The sequence below is a fragment of the Streptomyces sp. HUAS MG56 genome, from assembly GCF_058673395.1.
This window is the reverse complement of record NZ_CM178722.1, coordinates 314599-330948: the sequence shown is the minus strand read 5'-3', so window position 1 is coordinate 330948 and position 16350 is coordinate 314599. Positions and strand designations below refer to the sequence as shown.

19 protein-coding genes and 2 pseudogenes are annotated in these 16350 nt (G+C 69.1%); 9 read left to right on the top strand and 12 right to left on the bottom strand.

Features of this window, described 5'->3' with window-relative positions; translation table 11 throughout:
• The first annotated feature begins 73 nt into the window (after positions 1 to 73).
• Positions 74 to 837 (top strand): annotated as a pseudogene (locus AC4OXY_RS01725) (transposase family protein).
• Here the strand turns inward: AC4OXY_RS01725 and AC4OXY_RS01720 are convergent.
• On the bottom strand, positions 832 to 984 hold the full coding sequence (locus AC4OXY_RS01720; protein ID WP_376289552.1) for a hypothetical protein: 153 nt from the start codon (positions 982 to 984) through the stop codon (positions 832 to 834). The pseudogene AC4OXY_RS01725 and the gene AC4OXY_RS01720 overlap by 6 nt on opposite strands.
• Before the next feature lie 53 nt (positions 985 to 1037).
• Positions 1038 to 1943, bottom strand: a complete 906-nt coding sequence (locus AC4OXY_RS01715) for a DMT family transporter (RefSeq protein WP_491992950.1) — start codon at positions 1941 to 1943, stop codon at positions 1038 to 1040.
• Between the two features lie 82 nt (positions 1944 to 2025).
• On the opposite strand from AC4OXY_RS01715, the gene AC4OXY_RS01710 reads away from it, so the two are divergent.
• The 3 genes from AC4OXY_RS01710 to AC4OXY_RS01700 all read left to right on the top strand — a co-directional run bounded on the left by AC4OXY_RS01710 (position 2026) and on the right by AC4OXY_RS01700 (position 4605).
• Positions 2026 to 2919, top strand: coding sequence for a LysR family transcriptional regulator (locus tag AC4OXY_RS01710; protein WP_491992949.1), 894 nt, complete (start codon positions 2026 to 2028; stop codon positions 2917 to 2919).
• A gap of 341 nt (positions 2920 to 3260) precedes the next feature.
• Positions 3261 to 3848, top strand: coding sequence for an RNA polymerase sigma factor (locus tag AC4OXY_RS01705; RefSeq protein WP_356024775.1), 588 nt, complete (start codon positions 3261 to 3263; stop codon positions 3846 to 3848).
• Positions 3838 to 4605 carry a zf-HC2 domain-containing protein gene (locus tag AC4OXY_RS01700; protein ID WP_356024773.1) on the top strand — a complete coding sequence of 256 codons (768 nt, stop codon included), beginning with the start codon at positions 3838 to 3840 and terminating at the stop codon, positions 4603 to 4605. Before AC4OXY_RS01705 ends, AC4OXY_RS01700 begins: the two co-directional genes overlap by 11 nt.
• A gap of 23 nt (positions 4606 to 4628) precedes the next feature.
• On the opposite strand, the gene AC4OXY_RS01695 is transcribed toward AC4OXY_RS01700, so the two are convergent.
• On the bottom strand, positions 4629 to 6446 hold the full coding sequence (locus AC4OXY_RS01695) for an ABC transporter ATP-binding protein (RefSeq protein WP_491992948.1): 1818 nt from the start codon (positions 6444 to 6446) through the stop codon (positions 4629 to 4631).
• A gap of 75 nt (positions 6447 to 6521) precedes the next feature.
• A complete protein-coding gene (locus AC4OXY_RS01690; RefSeq protein ID WP_356024768.1) occupies positions 6522 to 6689 on the bottom strand; it encodes a hypothetical protein in 168 nt (55 codons plus the stop codon).
• Between the two features lie 624 nt (positions 6690 to 7313).
• Between AC4OXY_RS01690 and AC4OXY_RS01685 the strand changes: the two genes are divergently transcribed.
• Together AC4OXY_RS01685 and AC4OXY_RS01680 are read left to right on the top strand one after the other, a co-directional pair.
• Entirely contained in the window at positions 7314 to 7514 is a 201-nt protein-coding gene (locus tag AC4OXY_RS01685; RefSeq protein ID WP_491992947.1) for a hypothetical protein, read from the top strand.
• A 463-nt stretch (positions 7515 to 7977) separates the two neighbouring features.
• The gene (locus tag AC4OXY_RS01680) at positions 7978 to 8367 is read left to right on the top strand and encodes a hypothetical protein (RefSeq protein ID WP_491992946.1); all 390 of its coding nucleotides are present in this window, start codon (positions 7978 to 7980) and stop codon (positions 8365 to 8367) included.
• A 259-nt stretch (positions 8368 to 8626) separates the two neighbouring features.
• Here the strand turns inward: AC4OXY_RS01680 and AC4OXY_RS01675 are convergent, their stop codons facing one another.
• Entirely contained in the window at positions 8627 to 9529 is a 903-nt protein-coding gene (locus AC4OXY_RS01675; RefSeq protein WP_491992945.1) for a LysR family transcriptional regulator, read from the bottom strand.
• 99 nt (positions 9530 to 9628) lie between these two features.
• Between AC4OXY_RS01675 and AC4OXY_RS01670 the strand changes: the two genes are divergently transcribed.
• On the top strand, positions 9629 to 10372 hold the full coding sequence (locus tag AC4OXY_RS01670) for an SDR family oxidoreductase (protein WP_356024760.1): 744 nt from the start codon (positions 9629 to 9631) through the stop codon (positions 10370 to 10372).
• Between the two features lie 29 nt (positions 10373 to 10401).
• Here AC4OXY_RS01670 and AC4OXY_RS01665 read toward each other — a convergent pair.
• Together AC4OXY_RS01665 and AC4OXY_RS01660 are read right to left on the bottom strand one after the other, a co-directional pair.
• Positions 10402 to 11130: pseudogene (locus tag AC4OXY_RS01665) on the bottom strand (transposase); the annotation flags it as partial.
• 158 nt (positions 11131 to 11288) lie between these two features.
• Positions 11289 to 11546 carry a hypothetical protein gene (locus AC4OXY_RS01660; RefSeq protein WP_491992944.1) on the bottom strand — a complete coding sequence of 86 codons (258 nt, stop codon included), beginning with the start codon at positions 11544 to 11546 and terminating at the stop codon, positions 11289 to 11291.
• Positions 11547 to 12607: 1061 nt separating this feature from the next.
• Here AC4OXY_RS01660 and AC4OXY_RS01655 point away from each other — a divergent pair.
• Positions 12608 to 13015, top strand: a complete 408-nt coding sequence (locus tag AC4OXY_RS01655) for a peptidase inhibitor family I36 protein (RefSeq protein WP_491992943.1) — start codon at positions 12608 to 12610, stop codon at positions 13013 to 13015.
• 342 nt (positions 13016 to 13357) lie between these two features.
• The gene (locus AC4OXY_RS01650) at positions 13358 to 13756 is read left to right on the top strand and encodes an IS3 family transposase (protein WP_491992942.1); all 399 of its coding nucleotides are present in this window, start codon (positions 13358 to 13360) and stop codon (positions 13754 to 13756) included.
• A gap of 473 nt (positions 13757 to 14229) precedes the next feature.
• Here AC4OXY_RS01650 and AC4OXY_RS01645 read toward each other — a convergent pair whose 3' ends face one another.
• The 5 genes from AC4OXY_RS01645 to AC4OXY_RS01625 form a co-directional block, all read right to left on the bottom strand.
• Positions 14230 to 14511 (bottom strand): hypothetical protein, encoded by a 282-nt coding sequence (locus tag AC4OXY_RS01645; RefSeq protein WP_376289534.1) that lies wholly within the window; start codon positions 14509 to 14511, stop codon positions 14230 to 14232.
• Between the two features lie 263 nt (positions 14512 to 14774).
• On the bottom strand, positions 14775 to 15104 hold the full coding sequence (locus AC4OXY_RS01640; protein ID WP_491992941.1) for a zinc-binding dehydrogenase: 330 nt from the start codon (positions 15102 to 15104) through the stop codon (positions 14775 to 14777).
• Positions 15082 to 15297: a hypothetical protein gene (locus AC4OXY_RS01635; RefSeq protein WP_491992940.1), complete on the bottom strand. Its 216-nt coding sequence runs from the start codon at positions 15295 to 15297 to the stop codon at positions 15082 to 15084. The genes AC4OXY_RS01640 and AC4OXY_RS01635 overlap by 23 nt, the downstream gene beginning before the upstream one ends.
• Before the next feature lie 20 nt (positions 15298 to 15317).
• Positions 15318 to 15755, bottom strand: a complete 438-nt coding sequence (locus tag AC4OXY_RS01630; protein ID WP_491992939.1) for an alcohol dehydrogenase catalytic domain-containing protein — start codon at positions 15753 to 15755, stop codon at positions 15318 to 15320.
• A gap of 150 nt (positions 15756 to 15905) precedes the next feature.
• Entirely contained in the window at positions 15906 to 16334 is a 429-nt protein-coding gene (locus tag AC4OXY_RS01625) for an arginase family protein (protein WP_491992938.1), read from the bottom strand.
• Positions 16335 to 16350 lie beyond the last annotated feature (16 nt).

The window sequence follows — 16350 nt, the reverse complement described above, 5'->3', positions numbered from 1 at the left end:
ACAGGCGGCACGGAGGCAGGTGCAGGTGCCGTGATCATGGAGTTTCGACGCTCTGCGATCACGGGAGAAGACTGTGCCTGCGCTGCCTTCATGGCTGATCGAACCGCTCTGGGACCAATTCGCCGCCCTGCTGCCGCAGCGACCGCAGTTCGAACCGCTCCACGCGCTGGGCTGCCACCGACGCCGTATCCGTGACCGGTCGTGCTCGACAAGCTGCTCCAGGTCCTGCGATTCGGCTGCTCGTACGAAGCAATTTAAGACTCCACCTGCTCGGCCACGATCCTCCGCAACCGACGCGACGAGTGGATACGCCTGGGCCTGTCCGCGCGCTTGAAGCGGATCGCCCTCGACGCCTACGACCGCGTCCTCGGTCTCGTCCTGGACCAGATCGCCATCGACGGCGCCATCACCAAGACCCCCGCAGGCGGCGAAGCGGCCGGACGATCCCCGGTCGACCGAGGCAAACAGGGTATGAAACGTTCGAACATGACCGACGGCTACGGCATCCCGCTCGGCCGGGTCCTGGCCGGCGCCAACCAGCAAGACTCCGGCTACGACTCCACCAAGTCCCGTACGGTGCTTGGCAATCGGAGACTGCACGGCCAGATCGCCCGCAAGGGGACCAAGGCGCCGGTCCAGGGGACCCAGCGGTGGCACATCGAGCGCACCCACGCCTGGCAGTACGCCTTCCACCGGCTCGCCCGCCGTTACGAACGCCGGATCACGGTCATCGAAGCCTCCTCCGACCCCGCCGATACGGTCATCACCGTTCGTAGCCTGATCCGCCGGGCGTGGATCACCCACCACTGGGATGTGCGCCCCCGACGCCGATCATGAGCGGCCGCCTATCTGCGTGGCTGCCCGGCTGTGACCTGAGGAGGGCTGGGGGAGGAGCGGTGCGAGGTTGTCCCGTACGAAGTCCGCCGCCTCCTTGACCGATTCGCCGGCCCCGGTCTGGTCTTCGAAGACGCTGGTGGCGAGCATCACTCCGTCTCCGGCATCAACTCGCGGCCCCGGCGGTGGTGACCGGCGGTGACTCACCGCCGACGGGAGATGGCGATACCGGTTAGGCAGAGCACGCCGCCGAGGAGCCCGTATGCCGTCGGGATCTCGGCGAGCAGAAGCCAGGACAACAGCACTGACACAGCCGGAACGGCGTAGGTCACCGCGGAGAGCCGACCGGCGTTCATGCGGCGCAGCGCGTAAGCCCAAGCGGTGAAACCGATGGCCGTGGGAAACACGCCCAGGTAGACGGCGCCGAGCACCGCTCCGGTGGACGCTACCTGCAGCTCGCCGACCAGCTGAGGCGTCCAAGGCAGCAGGACCGCAGCGGCGACGACACAGCCGAGCCAAATCGCGGTGAGCCCGTCGACGTGGCGCAACGTGACCTTCTGGATCATGACGCCCGCGGCGTAGAGCACGGCGGCCAGTAGGCACAGCAGAACGCCTGCCCAGTCACGTTGTGCGGTGGCCCCGGTCGCGATGATCGCGGTTCCGCCCAGCGCGACGAGCGAGCCGACGATGAGAGATCGTGAGAAGCCTTCACCGAGAAACCTCCCAGCAGTGACAGCGACGAGCAGCGGCGCGAGGTTCACAAGCAATGCCGCAGTCCCGGCATCGACGTGCCGTTCCCCCGCGTTGAGGGCAACGGTGTAGCCGGCGAGCCACAACACGGCGTACGCCGCGATCAGCAGGAGCGCCTTGCGGGACAGGCGGACGCGGACCGCACGCTTGGCCACCGCGATCACTGTGAGCGTGGCGGCCCCGACGCCTAGCCGGAGCAGCGCCAGGGGCGCAGGGGACAGCGCGTGCCCAATGCCGCGGATGGCGACGAATGCCGAGGCCCACGTCACTACCGCGAGCCCGGCGGCGGCCGCGATCTTGCCCATGTCTGTTGTGCTGGTGCTGCCGGCGGGCGGGGCGGTCTGAATCAGATCGGTCACCCAGCCATCGTCATCTCCGCCTTCTGTACAGCACAAGCGACGAGTTCTGTACATCCGTTAAGTATGGCTGTACATTCACAACATGTTGGACATCCCACGGCTCCGCGTCCTGAGGGCGGTCGTCGCGACGGGGTCGATCCGCGCGAGCGCCTCCGCGCTCGGCTACACACCGTCCGCGGTGAGCCAGCAGCTCGCCACCCTGCAACGGGAGACCGGGCTGCAGTTGTTCGAACGATCCGGTCGCGGTATCGAGCCCACTGCGGCCGGCCGGACCCTCGCTGCTGAGGCCGACACGTTGTTCGAGGCATTCAGTCAGGTCGAGCGGGTGGTCGGCGATCTGCGCGTCGGCCGGGTCGGCAGCCTTTCGATCGGCTACTTCGGCTCGGCCGGCGCGGCATGGCTGGCGCCGACTGTTGCCACGCTGCGTGCGGAGTTCCCGGACCTCCGGCTGGACCTGATGCTGACCGAGTTCACGCCGGGCGATCCGGACGTTGACATCTTCGTGGAGGAGACGGGTGTCGAGCGCCTCGGGTCCGTCGATGTGCACAGGCTCACCGAGGACCCCTACCTCGCCGTCGTCCGCGTCGACGACCCCCTCGCGGAGGTGCCGGAGGTGCCGTTGGCGGATCTCGCCGAGCGGCATTGGGTGGACAACGACCTCCGCGCAGGGGCGTGCCGCCAGGTGCTCCTGAACGCCTGCGCGCAAGCCGGGTTCTCCCCGAGTTTCGTGGTGGAAACACACGACTACCGGACTGCGATGTCCTTCGTGGCAACGGGAATCGGGCTGACTGTGGTGCCGGCGCTCGGTATCGGCGAACTGCCGGAGGGCCTGACGACGGTCGCCCTGGTGTCCCCCACTCCGGTCCGGAATCTCAGTCTCGCGGTGAAGAAGTCGATTGCGCGGCACCCCGCCGCCCAGCGCGCTGTCGAACTGCTGGAAGGCCTGGTGTGCGCGGGCACATCCCTGGCTGGCTGATGGGCCTTGAGGCAGCGGGCGCCGCATTCTGAACGCCTGCCCGACGTACCGAAGTCATCGTCCGCGTCGGCCGGTTCAGCCGAACAGACCGGGACCCGTCAACTGCTGGCCCTGCGCTTCCGACAACGTTGCCCGCCCGTGGTTGCTTCGCCGGCCTCCACGTTCTTGTTCTTCGTCATCGGACCAGCTCCAGGTTGCTGCTCATCGGCCGGGTCCCGGAACGGGCACGGGGCCCGCATGCGGCGCCGTACCGAGCGGCGGAGAATGGGAATGTGATCTTCCGCGAGGGGCGGGCAGGTGGGCGGGCAATCCCCTGGCGGCCGTCGACCGTATACAGAGGTGTGTCGGGTTTCCGGTTCCCCGTGGGCCGCCTTTCGGACGAGGCTCTGCTGTCCGGGCTGGCCACCGGTGATCCGGAGCTCGCGGTCGTCTTCGTACGAAGGTTCCAGCACCGGGTCTTCGGGGTCGCCATGGCTGTCACCAGGGATGAGCAACTGGCCGAGGACATTGCCCAGTCGACGTTCGAACGTGCGTGGCGTCACGCCCAGATCTACGACTCACGCCGGGGCTCGGTCGCCACCTGGCTGACGAGCATCGCGCACAACCTCGCCGTCGACGCCGTCCGCGCCCGGCGGACCGAGCCGATGGCACCCGAGGACCTCGACGCCCTCATCGGCGCCGTCACCGAGACCCCCGAGCGCTGGGCCCTGGCCGACGAGACCTCCGTCCAGCTGCGGGCCGCCGTCGCGCGGCTGCCCCGGGAACAGGCCCGCGCCCTGGTGATGGCGGGCATCTACGGCATGACCGCCCAGCAGATCGCCGACGCGGAGCGGATCCCCCTGGGTACCGCGAAGACGCGGATCAGGGCCGCCATGGCCAAACTGCGCACCACGCTCGCGCCCGCCAACGGAGGCGACCATGTCCAGTGACGCGCACTGCGAGCGGCTGCGGGAGATCGGCGCCGAACTGGCGCTGGGCGTGCTGCCCGGCCGGGAGCGAGCCGAGGCGCTCGCCCATCTGGACCGGTGCGCGGACTGCCGGGAGTACGTCCGCCAGCTCACTCTGGTCGGCGACCGGCTCATCGGCCTGCTCCCGGATCGCGAGCCACCGCTCAGCTTCGAGACCAGGGTGGCGCGCAGGCTGGCCCAGCGGGCGGGGGCGAGCGAGCCTGCCGCGGGCGCCTTCGGCCGCGCGACCCGGGATCTGCGCGGGCGCGCCAGGCGGGCCCGGCTGCGGCTCGCGGCCGTCGCCGCCGCGCTCACCGTCGCCGTCGGGTTCGCCGGCTGGGGGATCGGCACCGCCGTCGAGAACGTCGTCGCCTCGTCCGGTCCCGCCGCCGAGTCCGAGCTCATGCTGGTCGGGGACATGGTCTCCACGGCGAGCGGCGGCGGCACCGTCGGTGAGGTCTACGCCCACCCGGGCAGCCCCGGCTGGGTCTTCGTATCCGTCGCTCTCACCGGCCCGCACGCCTCGTACACCGGCCGGGTCACCTGCGTCCTTGAGTACTCCGACGGCACGACCGTGCGCGTCGGCGACTTCCCCCTGACCGGTGGACGCGGTGGGTGGGGAGTGGCTGCCCCTGGCGACCTGTCGACCCTCTCGGGCGCCAGGCTGACCACGCTCGACGGTACCGCCCTTGCCACGGCCCACCTGCGCACGGGTCACGTCGTGGAGCCGGACACCTGAGCCGAACGGCACGTCAAGGCCGCTCAGGACACCAGCGCTCCCGCGCTCAGCCGGTGCAGCCGGGCGTATGTCCCCCCGCTGCGCAGCAGGTCGCCGTGGGCGCCCTGTTCCACGATCCGGCCGTGGTCGAGCACCACGATCCACGTGGCGTCGCGAACGGTGAGCAGATTGTGCGAGATGACGATCGTCGTCCGCCCGGCCATGAGCCGGCGCAGCGGATCCATGATCCGCCGGCCGGAACGCACATCGAGCGCGGTGGTCGGCTCGTCCAGCAGGAGCACGGGCGAGTCCCTCATCATGGCGCGGGCGATCGCCAGGCGCTGGCACTGTCCGCCGGACAGGGTCCGGCCCCGCTGGCCGACCAGGGTGTCATAGCCCTGCGGGAGCCGCTCGATGAACGCGTGGGCGTCGGCCGCCCGTGCCGCCGCGACGATGTCCGACTCGCTCGCCGCCGGCCGGCCGTAGGCGATGTTCTCCCGCACGGTGCCGTGGAAGACGAGCGTCTCCTGGAGTACCACGGCGACGCTTTCCCGGACGTAGGTCAGACTCAGCTCCCGCAGATCGACGCCGTCGAGCCGGACCGCTCCCCGGTCCGGGTCGTAGAAGCGCAGCTGGAGGCCGGCGAGCGTCGACTTGCCGGCCCCGCTGGCCCCGACCAGCGCCAGCGTCTCGCCCGGGGCCACGTGGCACGACACGTCCGACAGCGCCCACGCGCAGGTCCCCGGATACCGGAACCAGACGCCGTCGAACTCGACCTCACCCCGCGCGCGGCCGGTCCGTCGGGCCCCGCCCGGCACCTCCACGACCTGTGGGCGCTGGTCCAGCAGCTCGATGATCCGTTCGGCTGAGGCGGCGGCCATGGAGAAGGCGGTACCCAGTGCTGACAGGCCGTGGACCGGGCCGTAGAGCTTTCCGATCAGCGCCAGGAACACGAGCAGTCCGCCGAGTGTGAGCTGGCCCTGGGCCACCTTCCAGGTGCCCAGGCCCATGACCGCGAGCCCCCCCGTCACCTCGATGATGTCGACGACCGGTCCGTAGACGGCCCGGATCCGCACCGAGGCCATCGCCGCCCGGAACCGGCCCGCGTTCTCCCGCTCGAACCGGGCCTGCTCCCACTCCTGCCGGTTGTACGCCTGCACCAGGGCCACGTTGCCGAGCGCCTCCTCGGCGACCGCGCCGAGTGCGCCGCCGCGCCGTCTGCGCTCCCGCGAAGCCACCTTCAGCCGTCGGGCGAAGTGGCGTGCGGCGGCCCAGAACAGCGGCACGATGGCGAGGGAGAGCAGGGTCAGGTCCCAGCGCAGATAGAACAACAGGCCCAGGAAGAAGACCAGTTGTACGACGTAGTACAGCACGTCCGCCACCCCCGACAGCAGGAACGTCTCGACCGCGTCGATGTCCCCGGTGAGGCGGGACAGCAGGTCCCCGAGCCGTCGGCGCTCGAAGAAGCCGAGCGACAGCCCCTGGACGTGCCGGAACACCGCGGAGCGCAGTGTGAGCAGGAAGCGCTCGCCGACCCAGGTCGACGTGACCTCGTCCGCGTACGCCAGCACCCCGGAGCCGACGACGAGCCCCAGATAGAGCGGCGCGATCCACAGCAGCGGCCGTAGGTCCCGGGGGACGAGCACGCCGTCCACGACGGTCTTGAAGAGCCAGATCTCCGCGGCGTCGACAGCGGGTCCGGCCAGGCTGAAGAAGAGAACCGGGACTAGCCAGCGGCGGCCGCCGTGTGTGTAGGGCCAGAACCGCCGGAACACCGCGCGCGGCGAGACGGCGGGCGCGGGCGCGACAACGCTGTCGACGGCCTCGCCCACCGCCGACGGACGCCACAGGATGTGCACCATGTGATGCGTTCCCCGGAGAGCGGCGAAGCGGACCGGTTCACCCGGCCACCGGTCCGCTCGGCCTGGTGTGTGGTCTCAGTAGCGGTCGTCGTGGTCGTGGCGGTCGTCGTGGTCGTGCCGGTGGCCGTGACGGTCGTCGTGGTCGTGACGGTGGTGATCGTGCCGGTGCCCGTGATCGTCATCGTGGCGGTCGTCGTCACGGTGACCACGGAACGCGGGCAGGAGACTGGTGAAGACAGCCATCGTGTTCCTCCCGAAACTTGCTGTACCCGGGATACGTTCGGGAGCGGGAAAGGGATGTCTCCTCAGGGCGACTTTTTTGCCGACCGGCTCCGAGAAGACCAACCGCGACCGTCTCAACCAGACCGCCAGAGCGGCCTCAAAGCCCACGAGGTGGGCCCAAGCCGCAGATGACCGGTGGCCCGCACGCGCCCCGAGAGCGGCGAGGGGGTGGCGTCCCGGGCTGACTGTGCAGCCCGTACCGGGTGAGGCCCTGCGGTTTGGACACGGACAGTGCCGTCGCTGCCAGTAGTGCCACCGGGGGGCAGCGGATTGGACGACGAGTTGGACCCGCAGCCTTTTGAGTTCGCCGCCGGATCACGTCGCGGCCGCGCCATCTGGGAGATCCGGTCGATCGGGCTCGTGTGGATGAGCAGGACCAGGGTGGAAAGGCGGGTGATCACCAGCTTGATCCCGACGCGCTCGTACCGGAACAGGCCCCAGGCAGTACCGAGTGACGAGACCAACCCGGCAGCCAGGGAGGCGAGGCACAGCGGGACGAAGACGAACCAGCCGATCGGCCCCATGACGGCGTAGACGGACCACACCAACAGGGAGTCATGGCTCGTCAGGCAGGTGATCGCGAAGATGAGCAAGACGGCTGTCGCGCCGACCCAGCCGACCGAGACGGTGCCGTGCGCGGTGCGCGCGAGCTTTCGCAGGCGGGGGCGTCCTCTGCTCGAAGCGGAGCCCGTCCGCCCCCTCGTCCTTCGTTCAACTCGCTACGACGAACTCGCGGTCCGCTACGAGGCGACGGTCCTCGTCGCAGCCATCAACGAGTGGCTGTGACCCGCACATTCGACCTGAAGGAGCGTCCGGACTTGGCGCCGTGGAGGCCAGCTGTCGGGATCGCGCCGCAGCTCACGGACGCGGAGCTGGTCAGACCTGGTCCTGACCACCCTTGAGTACGCGCTCGCGAGCTGGGAAGTCGAACCGGGCAAGCTGATCCACCATGCGGATCACGGCTGTCAGTACACATTCGTGAAGCTCCCAACTCGACTACTGTGGGCGGGAGTTGACCAGATGACCAGCGCCTCCCGCACACCGGGGGAACCTCACCGGGTCGACTGTGGTGGCGGTTGGATGTGCGCTGACGTCCGATCGTGCTGGAGGTGCTGGGTTGGCCGAGCCTGTCCGTGTGTACAGACCTGCTGACCAGGAGGGGCACAAGCTTCAGCAGATCGTGCGCCGGGGCAGCACCGGCTCGGTGCGCTGTCGGGCGCGATGATGCTGCTGGCCTCGCGGAAACCGGGTGCCGCTGATCGCCCAGCTGGTCCAGGCCTACGAGGGAACCAACCGGGAAGTGATCCACCGGTTCAACGAGATCGGCCTGGCCTGCCCCGGCCCCCAGTCGGAGGAGCCGTTTCCACCCCTCAACTACCGTCTCGCCGCCCAGTTCCTGGTAGCGGTGACCGGCACGATGGCCGACCGGTACAGCCCCCAACTCATCACCGAGCGCAGCGGCCGCTGGCGCACCGCGTTTCCGCCCGGCCGACGCAACGCACCGCCTCGGTCGTCCCCCAGGAGGGAAAGATCCTCGACTACGACTACGGTTTCGGGCTGCACCCGACGGGGCGCCGGCCAGAGCGTCTTCCGGGGTCGCCGCGGCGGCGCCGTCGAGACGGTGGCACGCTCAGCATGATCGGTGCCGACGACAACCGGCAGATGTCCGTCTCCGTGAATCCGGGGAGGTGGAACACGCTCGACTCCGTCGACAAGCCGCAATCCCTGTCCTCTTGGTGGCCCACTTGCGTGTCCGTACCGCGTGGCGATGTACGGCTGACGGACCGAACAGGAAATCGGCGGAGTCGGCCTCACGCCGACCGGGAGCGGTCGACCAGCCCCGCTGACCGTGCAGCGCGGCGACAGCCGAGTGGAACACCTCGCAGAGGCAGTGGGGGTCAGTTGACCGGCAGTTCGTTGTTCTCCCCTCGGGAGGTAGTGCCGAGCAACGCACGTGCGACGTCTTCCAGTGGCCCAAGCAGCGGGTTGGGGTCGTCGGCGCGCGTGACGAGTACGACCTCGCAGGGATCGATGTCGATGACGGGCACCAGGGCGATGTCCTCGCGCACAGCGGCGCGTCGATCGCCGGCAGGGAAGATCGCGACACAGTGGCCGGTGGCGATGAGTTCCAGCTTGTCCTCGTAGCTGTCGTCGATCGCGGGCGGGGGTGGTGCCGGGCGGTCGCCGACCGGCTTGGGCGTGCTCCAGACAACCGGGGTGCTGACGCAGGCCACCAGTTCCTCGGCCGACAGAGTCCGCAGGCTGACAGCTTTCTCTTTCGCCAGATGGTGTCTGGCCGACGTGACGAGAACCCGCGACTCCTCATGGAGCTTGGTCACCCGGAAGCCGTCCGTGGGGAAGGACAGCGGCCTGTACGCGACGAGGGCGTCGATCCGCCCCTCGGCGAGGGCGTGCATGTCACGCCAGCCGAGGTGCCGGGTGCGGACCTGGCCGTCAGGGTGCCGGCGGCGCAGTTCCTGCATGCAGGCGGTGATGACCAGTCCTTCGGCGTAGCCGACGGTGATGGTGCGGGGCTGGGCGGCTGCTCTGGCCGTGCGAGCGGCTTGCTCGGCCTCTTGGAGCAGTATCCGGGCCCTGGGCAGGAATGCCTGACCGGCGGCGGTGAGGCTGCTGCCCTGCGGAGAACGGTCGAAAAGGCGGACGCCGAGCTGAGCCTCCAGTCGCTGGATCTGACGGCTCAGCGACGGCTGCGCCAGGTGCAGCCTGGTGGCGGCCCGGCCGAAGTTGCCGTACTCCGCCACGACCGTGAAATAGCGCACGAGCCGCAGATCGACGTCCATTCGCCCAGGGTACGTCGCCTGTCGTCATACGCCTGGGACATGACGGCATACGGAACAGGTCTTGGACAGGGAGTGCGGGTGGATATTTGAGTTGGGGGCATGACCACTTATGACGGCAAGAAGATCGTGATCACGGGTGGAAGCAGCGGTATTGGCCTGACTACGGCCCGGTTGTTCGCGGACGGTGGGGCGCACGTACTGATCACCGGCCGCACCCGGTCCACCCTGGACGCCGCGCTGGAGCAGTTGGGGGACAAGGCGGTCGCCGTCCGCAGCGACGCCGCATGCCTGAAGGACATCGAGGCTCTGGCTGACACGGTCAGGGAGCACTTCGGCGCAGTGGACGCGCTGTTCGTCAACGCCGGTGTCACTGCGTCCGCGCCGTTCGACTCGACGACGGAGGAGATGTACGACGCGATGTTCGGCATCAACACCAAGGGCCCGTACTTCACGGTGCAGGCGTTGGCGCCGCTCTTGCGCGAGGGAAGCGGCGTGGTCCTCACCACGTCGGTGGTGAACGTCCTCGGCCTCGACGAGCTCAGTGTCTACTCGGCCACCAAGGCAGCCCTGCGGTCGATGACGCGCACCCTGGCCCGCGAGTTGCTGCCGCGCAAGGTGCGCGTCAATGCCGTGAGCCCCGGCCCGATCGACACCGGCATCCTGGACCGCTCCTTGCCCGCCGACGTCGTCGAGACGATGAAGGGCACCTACCGGAGCACCAACCCCATGCAGCGGCTGGGGAAGGCCGAGGAAGTGGCCGCCGCGGTGGCGTACTTGGCGTTTGGTGCGACCTTCTCGACGGGAACGGAGTTCCCTGTCGACGGAGGAGCATCGCAACTCTAGGTGCTCTGACCGCATCGGTTCACCGTCGTTCAGGCCGCGGTGGCAAGGGGACGTCCTCCCCAGCGGATGCCCCACTCGCTGCGGATGCGGGCGCGTTCCTTGCGCTCGGCGGCCAGGACGTCGCGGTGGCGCGCGTTGGCGCAGGTAGGCGTGGAGGGCTCGGGCCTGCACGGTATGGTCGGGATAGGTCGAGTTGGCGACGGTGAACTGCCGCGGCGGTCCACAGTGCGCCTCGATGGGGTTCGCCACGAGGCGTAGGTCGGGGTGAAGCACAACTCGACCTTGCTCTTGCTCGCCCAACGGCGGATGCCGGCGCCCTTGTGGGCGGACAGGTTGTCCGTTTGTCCGTGATCACGTAGACCGGGGCGCCGTCGAGCCGGACGGCGCGGATCGACTTCAGCGCGGCCAGCGTGTTCACGGAGCCCTCCTTGCGCCGGTTGACGCCCCACAGAGTGTCGGTCGCCGACCGACTAGCAGCCGTGGATGAACCGCACCCCGTGGGTGCGGTGGTAGGTGGCCGGCACCCGGTCGGGGGATTCCTTCCAGGTCTTGGTGCGCTGGAAGGCGACACCGTGGCGGGCGATCAGGCAGCGCAAGGTCTCGCGGCCGATGCGGATGATCCGGCCGTGGGCTTTGCGCAGGTAGGCGACGAGTTTGCGCAGTGACCAGCGGGTGAAGGGCTGGCCGAGCTTGGTGGGGCGGGTGGTGGCCGTCTGGATGACGAAGTGTTCATCGTCATTGCCGAATTGGCGGGGACGGCTGCTGGGCAGGCAACGGCGGCCGCGAGCCGTGGCCGGTACTACTGGCCTGGCCGCGACCGGGTGCACTGCGGGCCCCGGAGGGCGATGAGATCTTCCGGGGGGAGATCCCCACCCGGGTACGAAGGATGGGCCCGCCGACCGGCTCGGCTGCGCCGCTATCCGGCAGCCACAACGTGCCCGGCTGTCACTTGAGGAGGGTTGGGCAGGAGCGATGCGAGGTTGTCCCGTACGAAGTCCGCCGCCCTCTTGACCAATTCGTCGGCCCCGGCCTGGTCTTCGAAGACGCTGGTGGAGAGCATCACTCCGTGCTCGGCATCAACCCAGTAGTAGGCCACAAAGCCCGGGACTTGGCGGAGGAGGGGGACGAACCCCTCGTACTGCCGGACCACCGTGTACTTCACTGATCTGCTCACGGATCCCGAGGCCACCTCATCCAAAACGACCTACCCATCCCCGGGCGTCGTCGCTCGGGGTACGTCCGGAAGGCACTCGGATAGGGGCATCGGCCAGGGGACGTCGGCCCGTCGGGTGGAACGGGGGTGTCAGATGGCGACGGGGGCGAGGCCGACGTCCTTCGCCCGCTTCATGCCGACGATGCCGTGGACGAACGCTTCGTTGAGGCCGCAGCCGACGAGGGCGGTGTGCAGTTCGTCGAGCGGCTGGCGTTCGTGGCGGACGGGGCGGCCGAGTCGCTCGATCCAGATGTCGGCCAGGCCGTTGGGGGACAGGTCCTGCGGGCCGAGGGCCGGGACACTACCGGCGCCGGCTCAGGAGCGGCCAGCAGAAAGCCGGCCGCCACGGCGGCGATATCGGCGGCGACGAGAGGGGCTTCGCGGTCGCCGTCGACGGCGTCGGTGAAGACGCCCTCCTCGCGGATCGAATCGGCCTCCTCCAGGAGGTTCTCGAAGAAGGACGGGCCGGCCAGGGCCCGGAAAGGTCGTAGCCAACGGATGGACGGTGATCGATGTGGACGAGGCGTTGGGGTACTGCGCCTGCGGAGCACTGTTCTGGAGTCAGAGCCAGGGACTCGGCGTGGACGGTATGAAACTCGCGCTGCTTGCCGGTATGTCGCCGGCGCCCCGGCGGAACCGGGACCAGAGTGGAAGGCGCGTTGCCGCTCCGCTGGCCATGCGAGGTGCTGGAAGAGGGCTGTAGTCCAGCTGGGGTGCGCTGCCTTGGAGGGCTGCCGGCGCTGAGGTCGGACTGCGCAAGGGGCTTGTGGGGGCGTCCAGTTGGCGGACGTAGCGGGCTGGGGGAGTGTCGGTGGCGCTGCTCCGACACCCCTGTCGACTGCGAAAAGTAGTGCTGCCGCTACTGAATGTAGTTGCGACGCTGGGTGTGTGCAGTCGGCCGTGTGGCCGGCTCTCTGCCCGCATCCGGCGTCGGCTCCCGCCCGGCGTCATCCCTGCACCCTCCCCTCGTTGCGTTGGATCGAATGCCCGGCCGCAGTCCTTCCATGAAAGCAAGAAACGCCATGAAACTCTCAGCCCGCCTCGCAGCCGGCATCGCGCTCATCACCGCCGCCATGCTGACGGCAGCCGCTCCCGCCTCCGCCGACGCTTCGATCATCCGAGGCCGGGGCCGGGATGCGTGCACCCGCAATTACGTCTGCCTCTACGACAACTGGGACTACAACGTCCCCACTGACGCCCGCATCCTGCGGACCACTGAGGACATCACCCACCTCGACGACTACAACTTCAACGACGTCACCAGCTCCGTCGTCAACAACAGCCGGTTCCTCGTCCGCATCTACCCCGACTGTGACTTCAAGGGAGTGCCCGTGACACTCCTGCCCGGTGAATCCATCAGCTTCAACAACGGCAACGGCTTCAACGACGTGGCCTCCTCGGTCCAACTCCTCCCCTACACCATCGGATAGCCGCACAGCCGTGCCCGTGCTCCTCCCCGGGCGCCCCAGTGGCACCCACCGGGGAGGAGTCAACTCATGGCCCTCCAAGGAATGCTTCCGAGCCAGTCGCGCGCAAAAGCCCGCGTGCTTCGCGAGCGCGCGATCCGTGAGCTCCGAGCCACCGGCCGCCCGATCGCCCACGTTCAGACCGAGGGCCCATCCCCAAGGAAGCCCTGCGTGGTTGGGTCCGCCAGGCCGAGTCCGACCGCGGCGAGCGCGACGACCGGCTGACCAGCGCCGAGCAGGGCGAGCTCAGGCAAGCCCGTGAGGATTTGCCCAGGAGATCGACCGTCCCCGGACGAGGCCGAGCAGGTGATAGACCACCTGCTTGACAGAGGTCTCGGGGTCGATCCCGTCTGCCGGGTTCTTGAGCTGTCGCCGTCGACGTATTTCGGTCGCAAGAAGCGGCCGACGTCGGCCCGCCGACTCCGCGACGAACAGCTCATGCCGCTGATCGAGGAGATCCACGCGGAGCCGGGCGGCACGCACGGTGCACGCCGGATCACCCGCGCGCTTCGGCGCAAGGGCCCACGAGGTGGCCGGCGGCGCCGCATCACGGTTCCGGAGTCGATGCCACCCCGTCCGCCTGACCTGGTCGACCGCGACTTCACCGCGAGCCGGCCCGATCAACTGTGGGTCGCGGACATGAGCGCTGCCAAGATGGTCTTTCGTCTCATGCGCCTGAAATCCGCCCTGTTCTCTGTGTTTTGAGAGCATGACAGGAGATCCCTCTGCCCCCGTCCGCCGGGAGCACTGGGACTGGCAACGCATCGTGCGGAGTGTCCAGTTGCACAGTGGCGCGGGGGTTCCGGTGCCGGACTGCCAGTGAGGCCTTCGCTCACCCACTTCCGGAGTACGTCCGGCGACGCCCCCAGCGGGCTGCCGAGATCGAGACCGGTCGGCCGTGCGTCTGGCATCCTGAGCCTGGGACGTCCGCCTGCTCGTGGGAAACCCGGGCATCCGAGAACCTGTTGACCCAACGACGAACGACCAACGGCAGCACAGCACCCAGGGGGCGTCGTCCGGTCGGGCGCAGCGCACCCGACCGGCTACCTGACGCACCGCCTTCCGCCCCGCCCTCCACGGCTGAGGCGGGGCGGTCGTGCGTTCAGCATCTCGGGCTTGCGGCGCCCGGATGTGAAGCCCGGCGCGCCCCTCGGTCCGCGTGAGAGGCGCGCCTGTCTTTAGAGGGCGCTGTTGTTGCAGCCCATGGTCGAGCCGATGCTGGTCTGCTGTGCGCCCGGGTTGCCCTCGCCGTTGAGGCCGTTGCCCAACAGTCCGTTGAGGAGTCCGACCTCGCCGAGGACGTCGAGGTTCAGGTCGTGCGACCTGCATGTGGAGCTCTGCTGGATGTTGAAGTGGTCGCTGTGGCCGCCCTCGCCGCCGGCGTGGGCGGTGCCGGCGGTCATGAGTCCGACGCTGCCGAGGGTAGCGACCAGGACGGCAGCCTTGCGAAGCTTGTGCATGTGGTCTCCGTGAAAGTGAATGGGTGCGATCTCTGGTGGATCGACTTCTTCCGCGTATGAGACATTAATGTGAAATGTCGCAAATCGGACAATGGCGCGCCGGTTGTGGGCTGCGGTGGCTACACGCGTGCGGGCGCCGGTACCGCTCATAGGCTGATGTAGGGACTCACGGGCTGTGGCACAGGCCGTGGTTGCTGACCAGCGGTTGTTCCGCCGTCTCAGGTCGATGGCACCGCCGGCGGTCCCACGTACGTGGCACTTCCTCACGGCCGGCCTGATCGGGACCGGGCCCAGAGGGATAGGTGACCGGTACCGGGGCGGGCGAAGGCGTCCTCGAAATCGTCGAGGGCGAACCGACTGTCGATCACGGGGCGGAGGGCGCCCTGCGCGGCCAGCGCAGCGATCGTCTTCAGACCGGGGCCGATGGCTTCCTCGGGTTCGTTGGGGATGGCGTAGCCGGTGACGTGTTTTTCGCCGATGAGCAGGTCGACGACGTCGAGTTCGGCCTGCTCGCAGCCGGTGAAGCCAAGAGAGACCACGGTGCCGCCGTTTCGTACGGAGCGAAGCAGTTCACCCAGCCGTACTCCGCCCACGGGGTCCAGGGCGGCATCCGCCCCCCCGCCTGCCGGTGGCCTCGGCGACGGCCTGGTGCAGATCGTGCGTGGACAGGTCGGTGATCGCGATGGCCCTTGCCTCGGCTGCGCGCTGTGTCTTGTGCGGGGTGGAGACCACGGCGACGGGGCGGGCGTCGAGCGCCTTGCCGGTCTGCGCCAGTGCGCCGCCCATGCCGCTGATGGCACCGGAGATCAGGACGGTCTGCCCGAGCTGTACGTGGGCGGCGTCGGTGAGGGCGAGGTAGGTGGTGAGGTAGTTGACGGTGAGGGCTGCGCCTTCGGCCCGGTCGAGGGTGGCGGCAGGGGAAGGAGACGCTGGTCGGGGACGGTGACGTACTGCTGGTAGAGGCCGTCGATGGTGACGCCGATGTCGCCGTGGCCGTGGACGGCGACGCGGGTACCGGCGGGGAGGGTGGCGCTCTCCCCGACGGTGCCCGCTCCTTCGTTGCCCAGGACGATCGGGACCGGCAGGCTGCCGAAGGCGCCGGTACGCAGGGAGTTGGCGAGCTGGTTGATGGTCGCCGTACGCACGCGGACCAGGGTCTGGCCGGGGCGGCGTGCGGGCACGGGCCGTTCCTCGACGGTCATCTCGCCGGGAGTGCCGGAGCGGCGGGTGGCGATCGCCTTCATGAGAGGGGATGCTCCTGGTCGCGCTGTCGCGCTGTCGCGCTGTCGCGCTGTCGCGCTGTCGCGCTGTCGTTGGCGAGGGCTGAGGCTGTCCCCAGGGCCAGGGTGTTCGGGGACGGCCTCAGCGGGTGCCGGGCGGGACGGGGATGGTGATCAGCCGCCGATGAGCGGGAAGCCGTGCAGGACCTGCTGGACGTGGACGACGTCGCGCGGGAAGAACTCGGCGACGGTCGTGCCGGCGACGCCGTACGCGCCGTTGATCTCGTGGACGATCCGGTTGACCTGGGCGCCGGTGAAGCCGCCGGGTACCTTGCCGAGGCCGAGAGGGCCCTCGTTCGCGTCGACGGCGTCGATGTCGAGGTGGACGGCGACACGCGAGCAGCCGGTGGCGGCGAGCCCGTCGAGCAGCGGCCGACTGGAGGCGCGCGGGGAATCGGGGCCGAAGGCGGTGATGCCCCACTCGCCGACATGGGCGTAGGAGTCCTCGACCCGGTCGTGCAGGCAGACGAGGGCGACCCGGTCGGCCGGGACGGTGGCCGGGAGGGGCTGGGACATCGCGGGGTGGCCGTGGCTGGTGATCATGGGGGCCGATCGAAGC

Bases quoted from the DNA above. Each gene is read 5' to 3' on its own strand.
- AC4OXY_RS01655 (WP_491992943.1), top strand. From the start codon at position 12,608: ATGAAACTCTCAGCCCGCCTCGCAGCCGGCATCGCGCTCATCACCGCC.
- AC4OXY_RS01690 (WP_356024768.1), bottom strand. From the start codon at position 6,689: ATGGCTGTCTTCACCAGTCTCCTGCCCGCGTTCCGTGGTCACCGTGAC.
- AC4OXY_RS01670 (WP_356024760.1), top strand. From the start codon at position 9,629: ATGACCACTTATGACGGCAAGAAGATCGTGATCACGGGTGGAAGCAGC.
- AC4OXY_RS01675 (WP_491992945.1), bottom strand. From the start codon at position 9,529: ATGGACGTCGATCTGCGGCTCGTGCGCTATTTCACGGTCGTGGCGGAG.
- AC4OXY_RS01630 (WP_491992939.1), bottom strand. From the start codon at position 15,755: ATGAAGGCGATCGCCACCCGCCGCTCCGGCACTCCCGGCGAGATGACC.
- AC4OXY_RS01635 (WP_491992940.1), bottom strand. From the start codon at position 15,297: ATGGGCGGCGCACTGGCGCAGACCGGCAAGGCGCTCGACGCCCGCCCC.
- AC4OXY_RS01710 (WP_491992949.1), top strand. From the start codon at position 2,026: ATGTTGGACATCCCACGGCTCCGCGTCCTGAGGGCGGTCGTCGCGACG.
- AC4OXY_RS01685 (WP_491992947.1), top strand. From the start codon at position 7,314: ATGAGCAAGACGGCTGTCGCGCCGACCCAGCCGACCGAGACGGTGCCG.
- AC4OXY_RS01645 (WP_376289534.1), bottom strand. From the start codon at position 14,511: ATGCACAAGCTTCGCAAGGCTGCCGTCCTGGTCGCTACCCTCGGCAGC.
- AC4OXY_RS01695 (WP_491992948.1), bottom strand. From the start codon at position 6,446: ATGGTGCACATCCTGTGGCGTCCGTCGGCGGTGGGCGAGGCCGTCGAC.
- AC4OXY_RS01625 (WP_491992938.1), bottom strand. From the start codon at position 16,334: ATGATCACCAGCCACGGCCACCCCGCGATGTCCCAGCCCCTCCCGGCC.
- AC4OXY_RS01700 (WP_356024773.1), top strand. From the start codon at position 3,838: ATGTCCAGTGACGCGCACTGCGAGCGGCTGCGGGAGATCGGCGCCGAA.
- AC4OXY_RS01720 (WP_376289552.1), bottom strand. From the start codon at position 984: ATGCTCGCCACCAGCGTCTTCGAAGACCAGACCGGGGCCGGCGAATCG.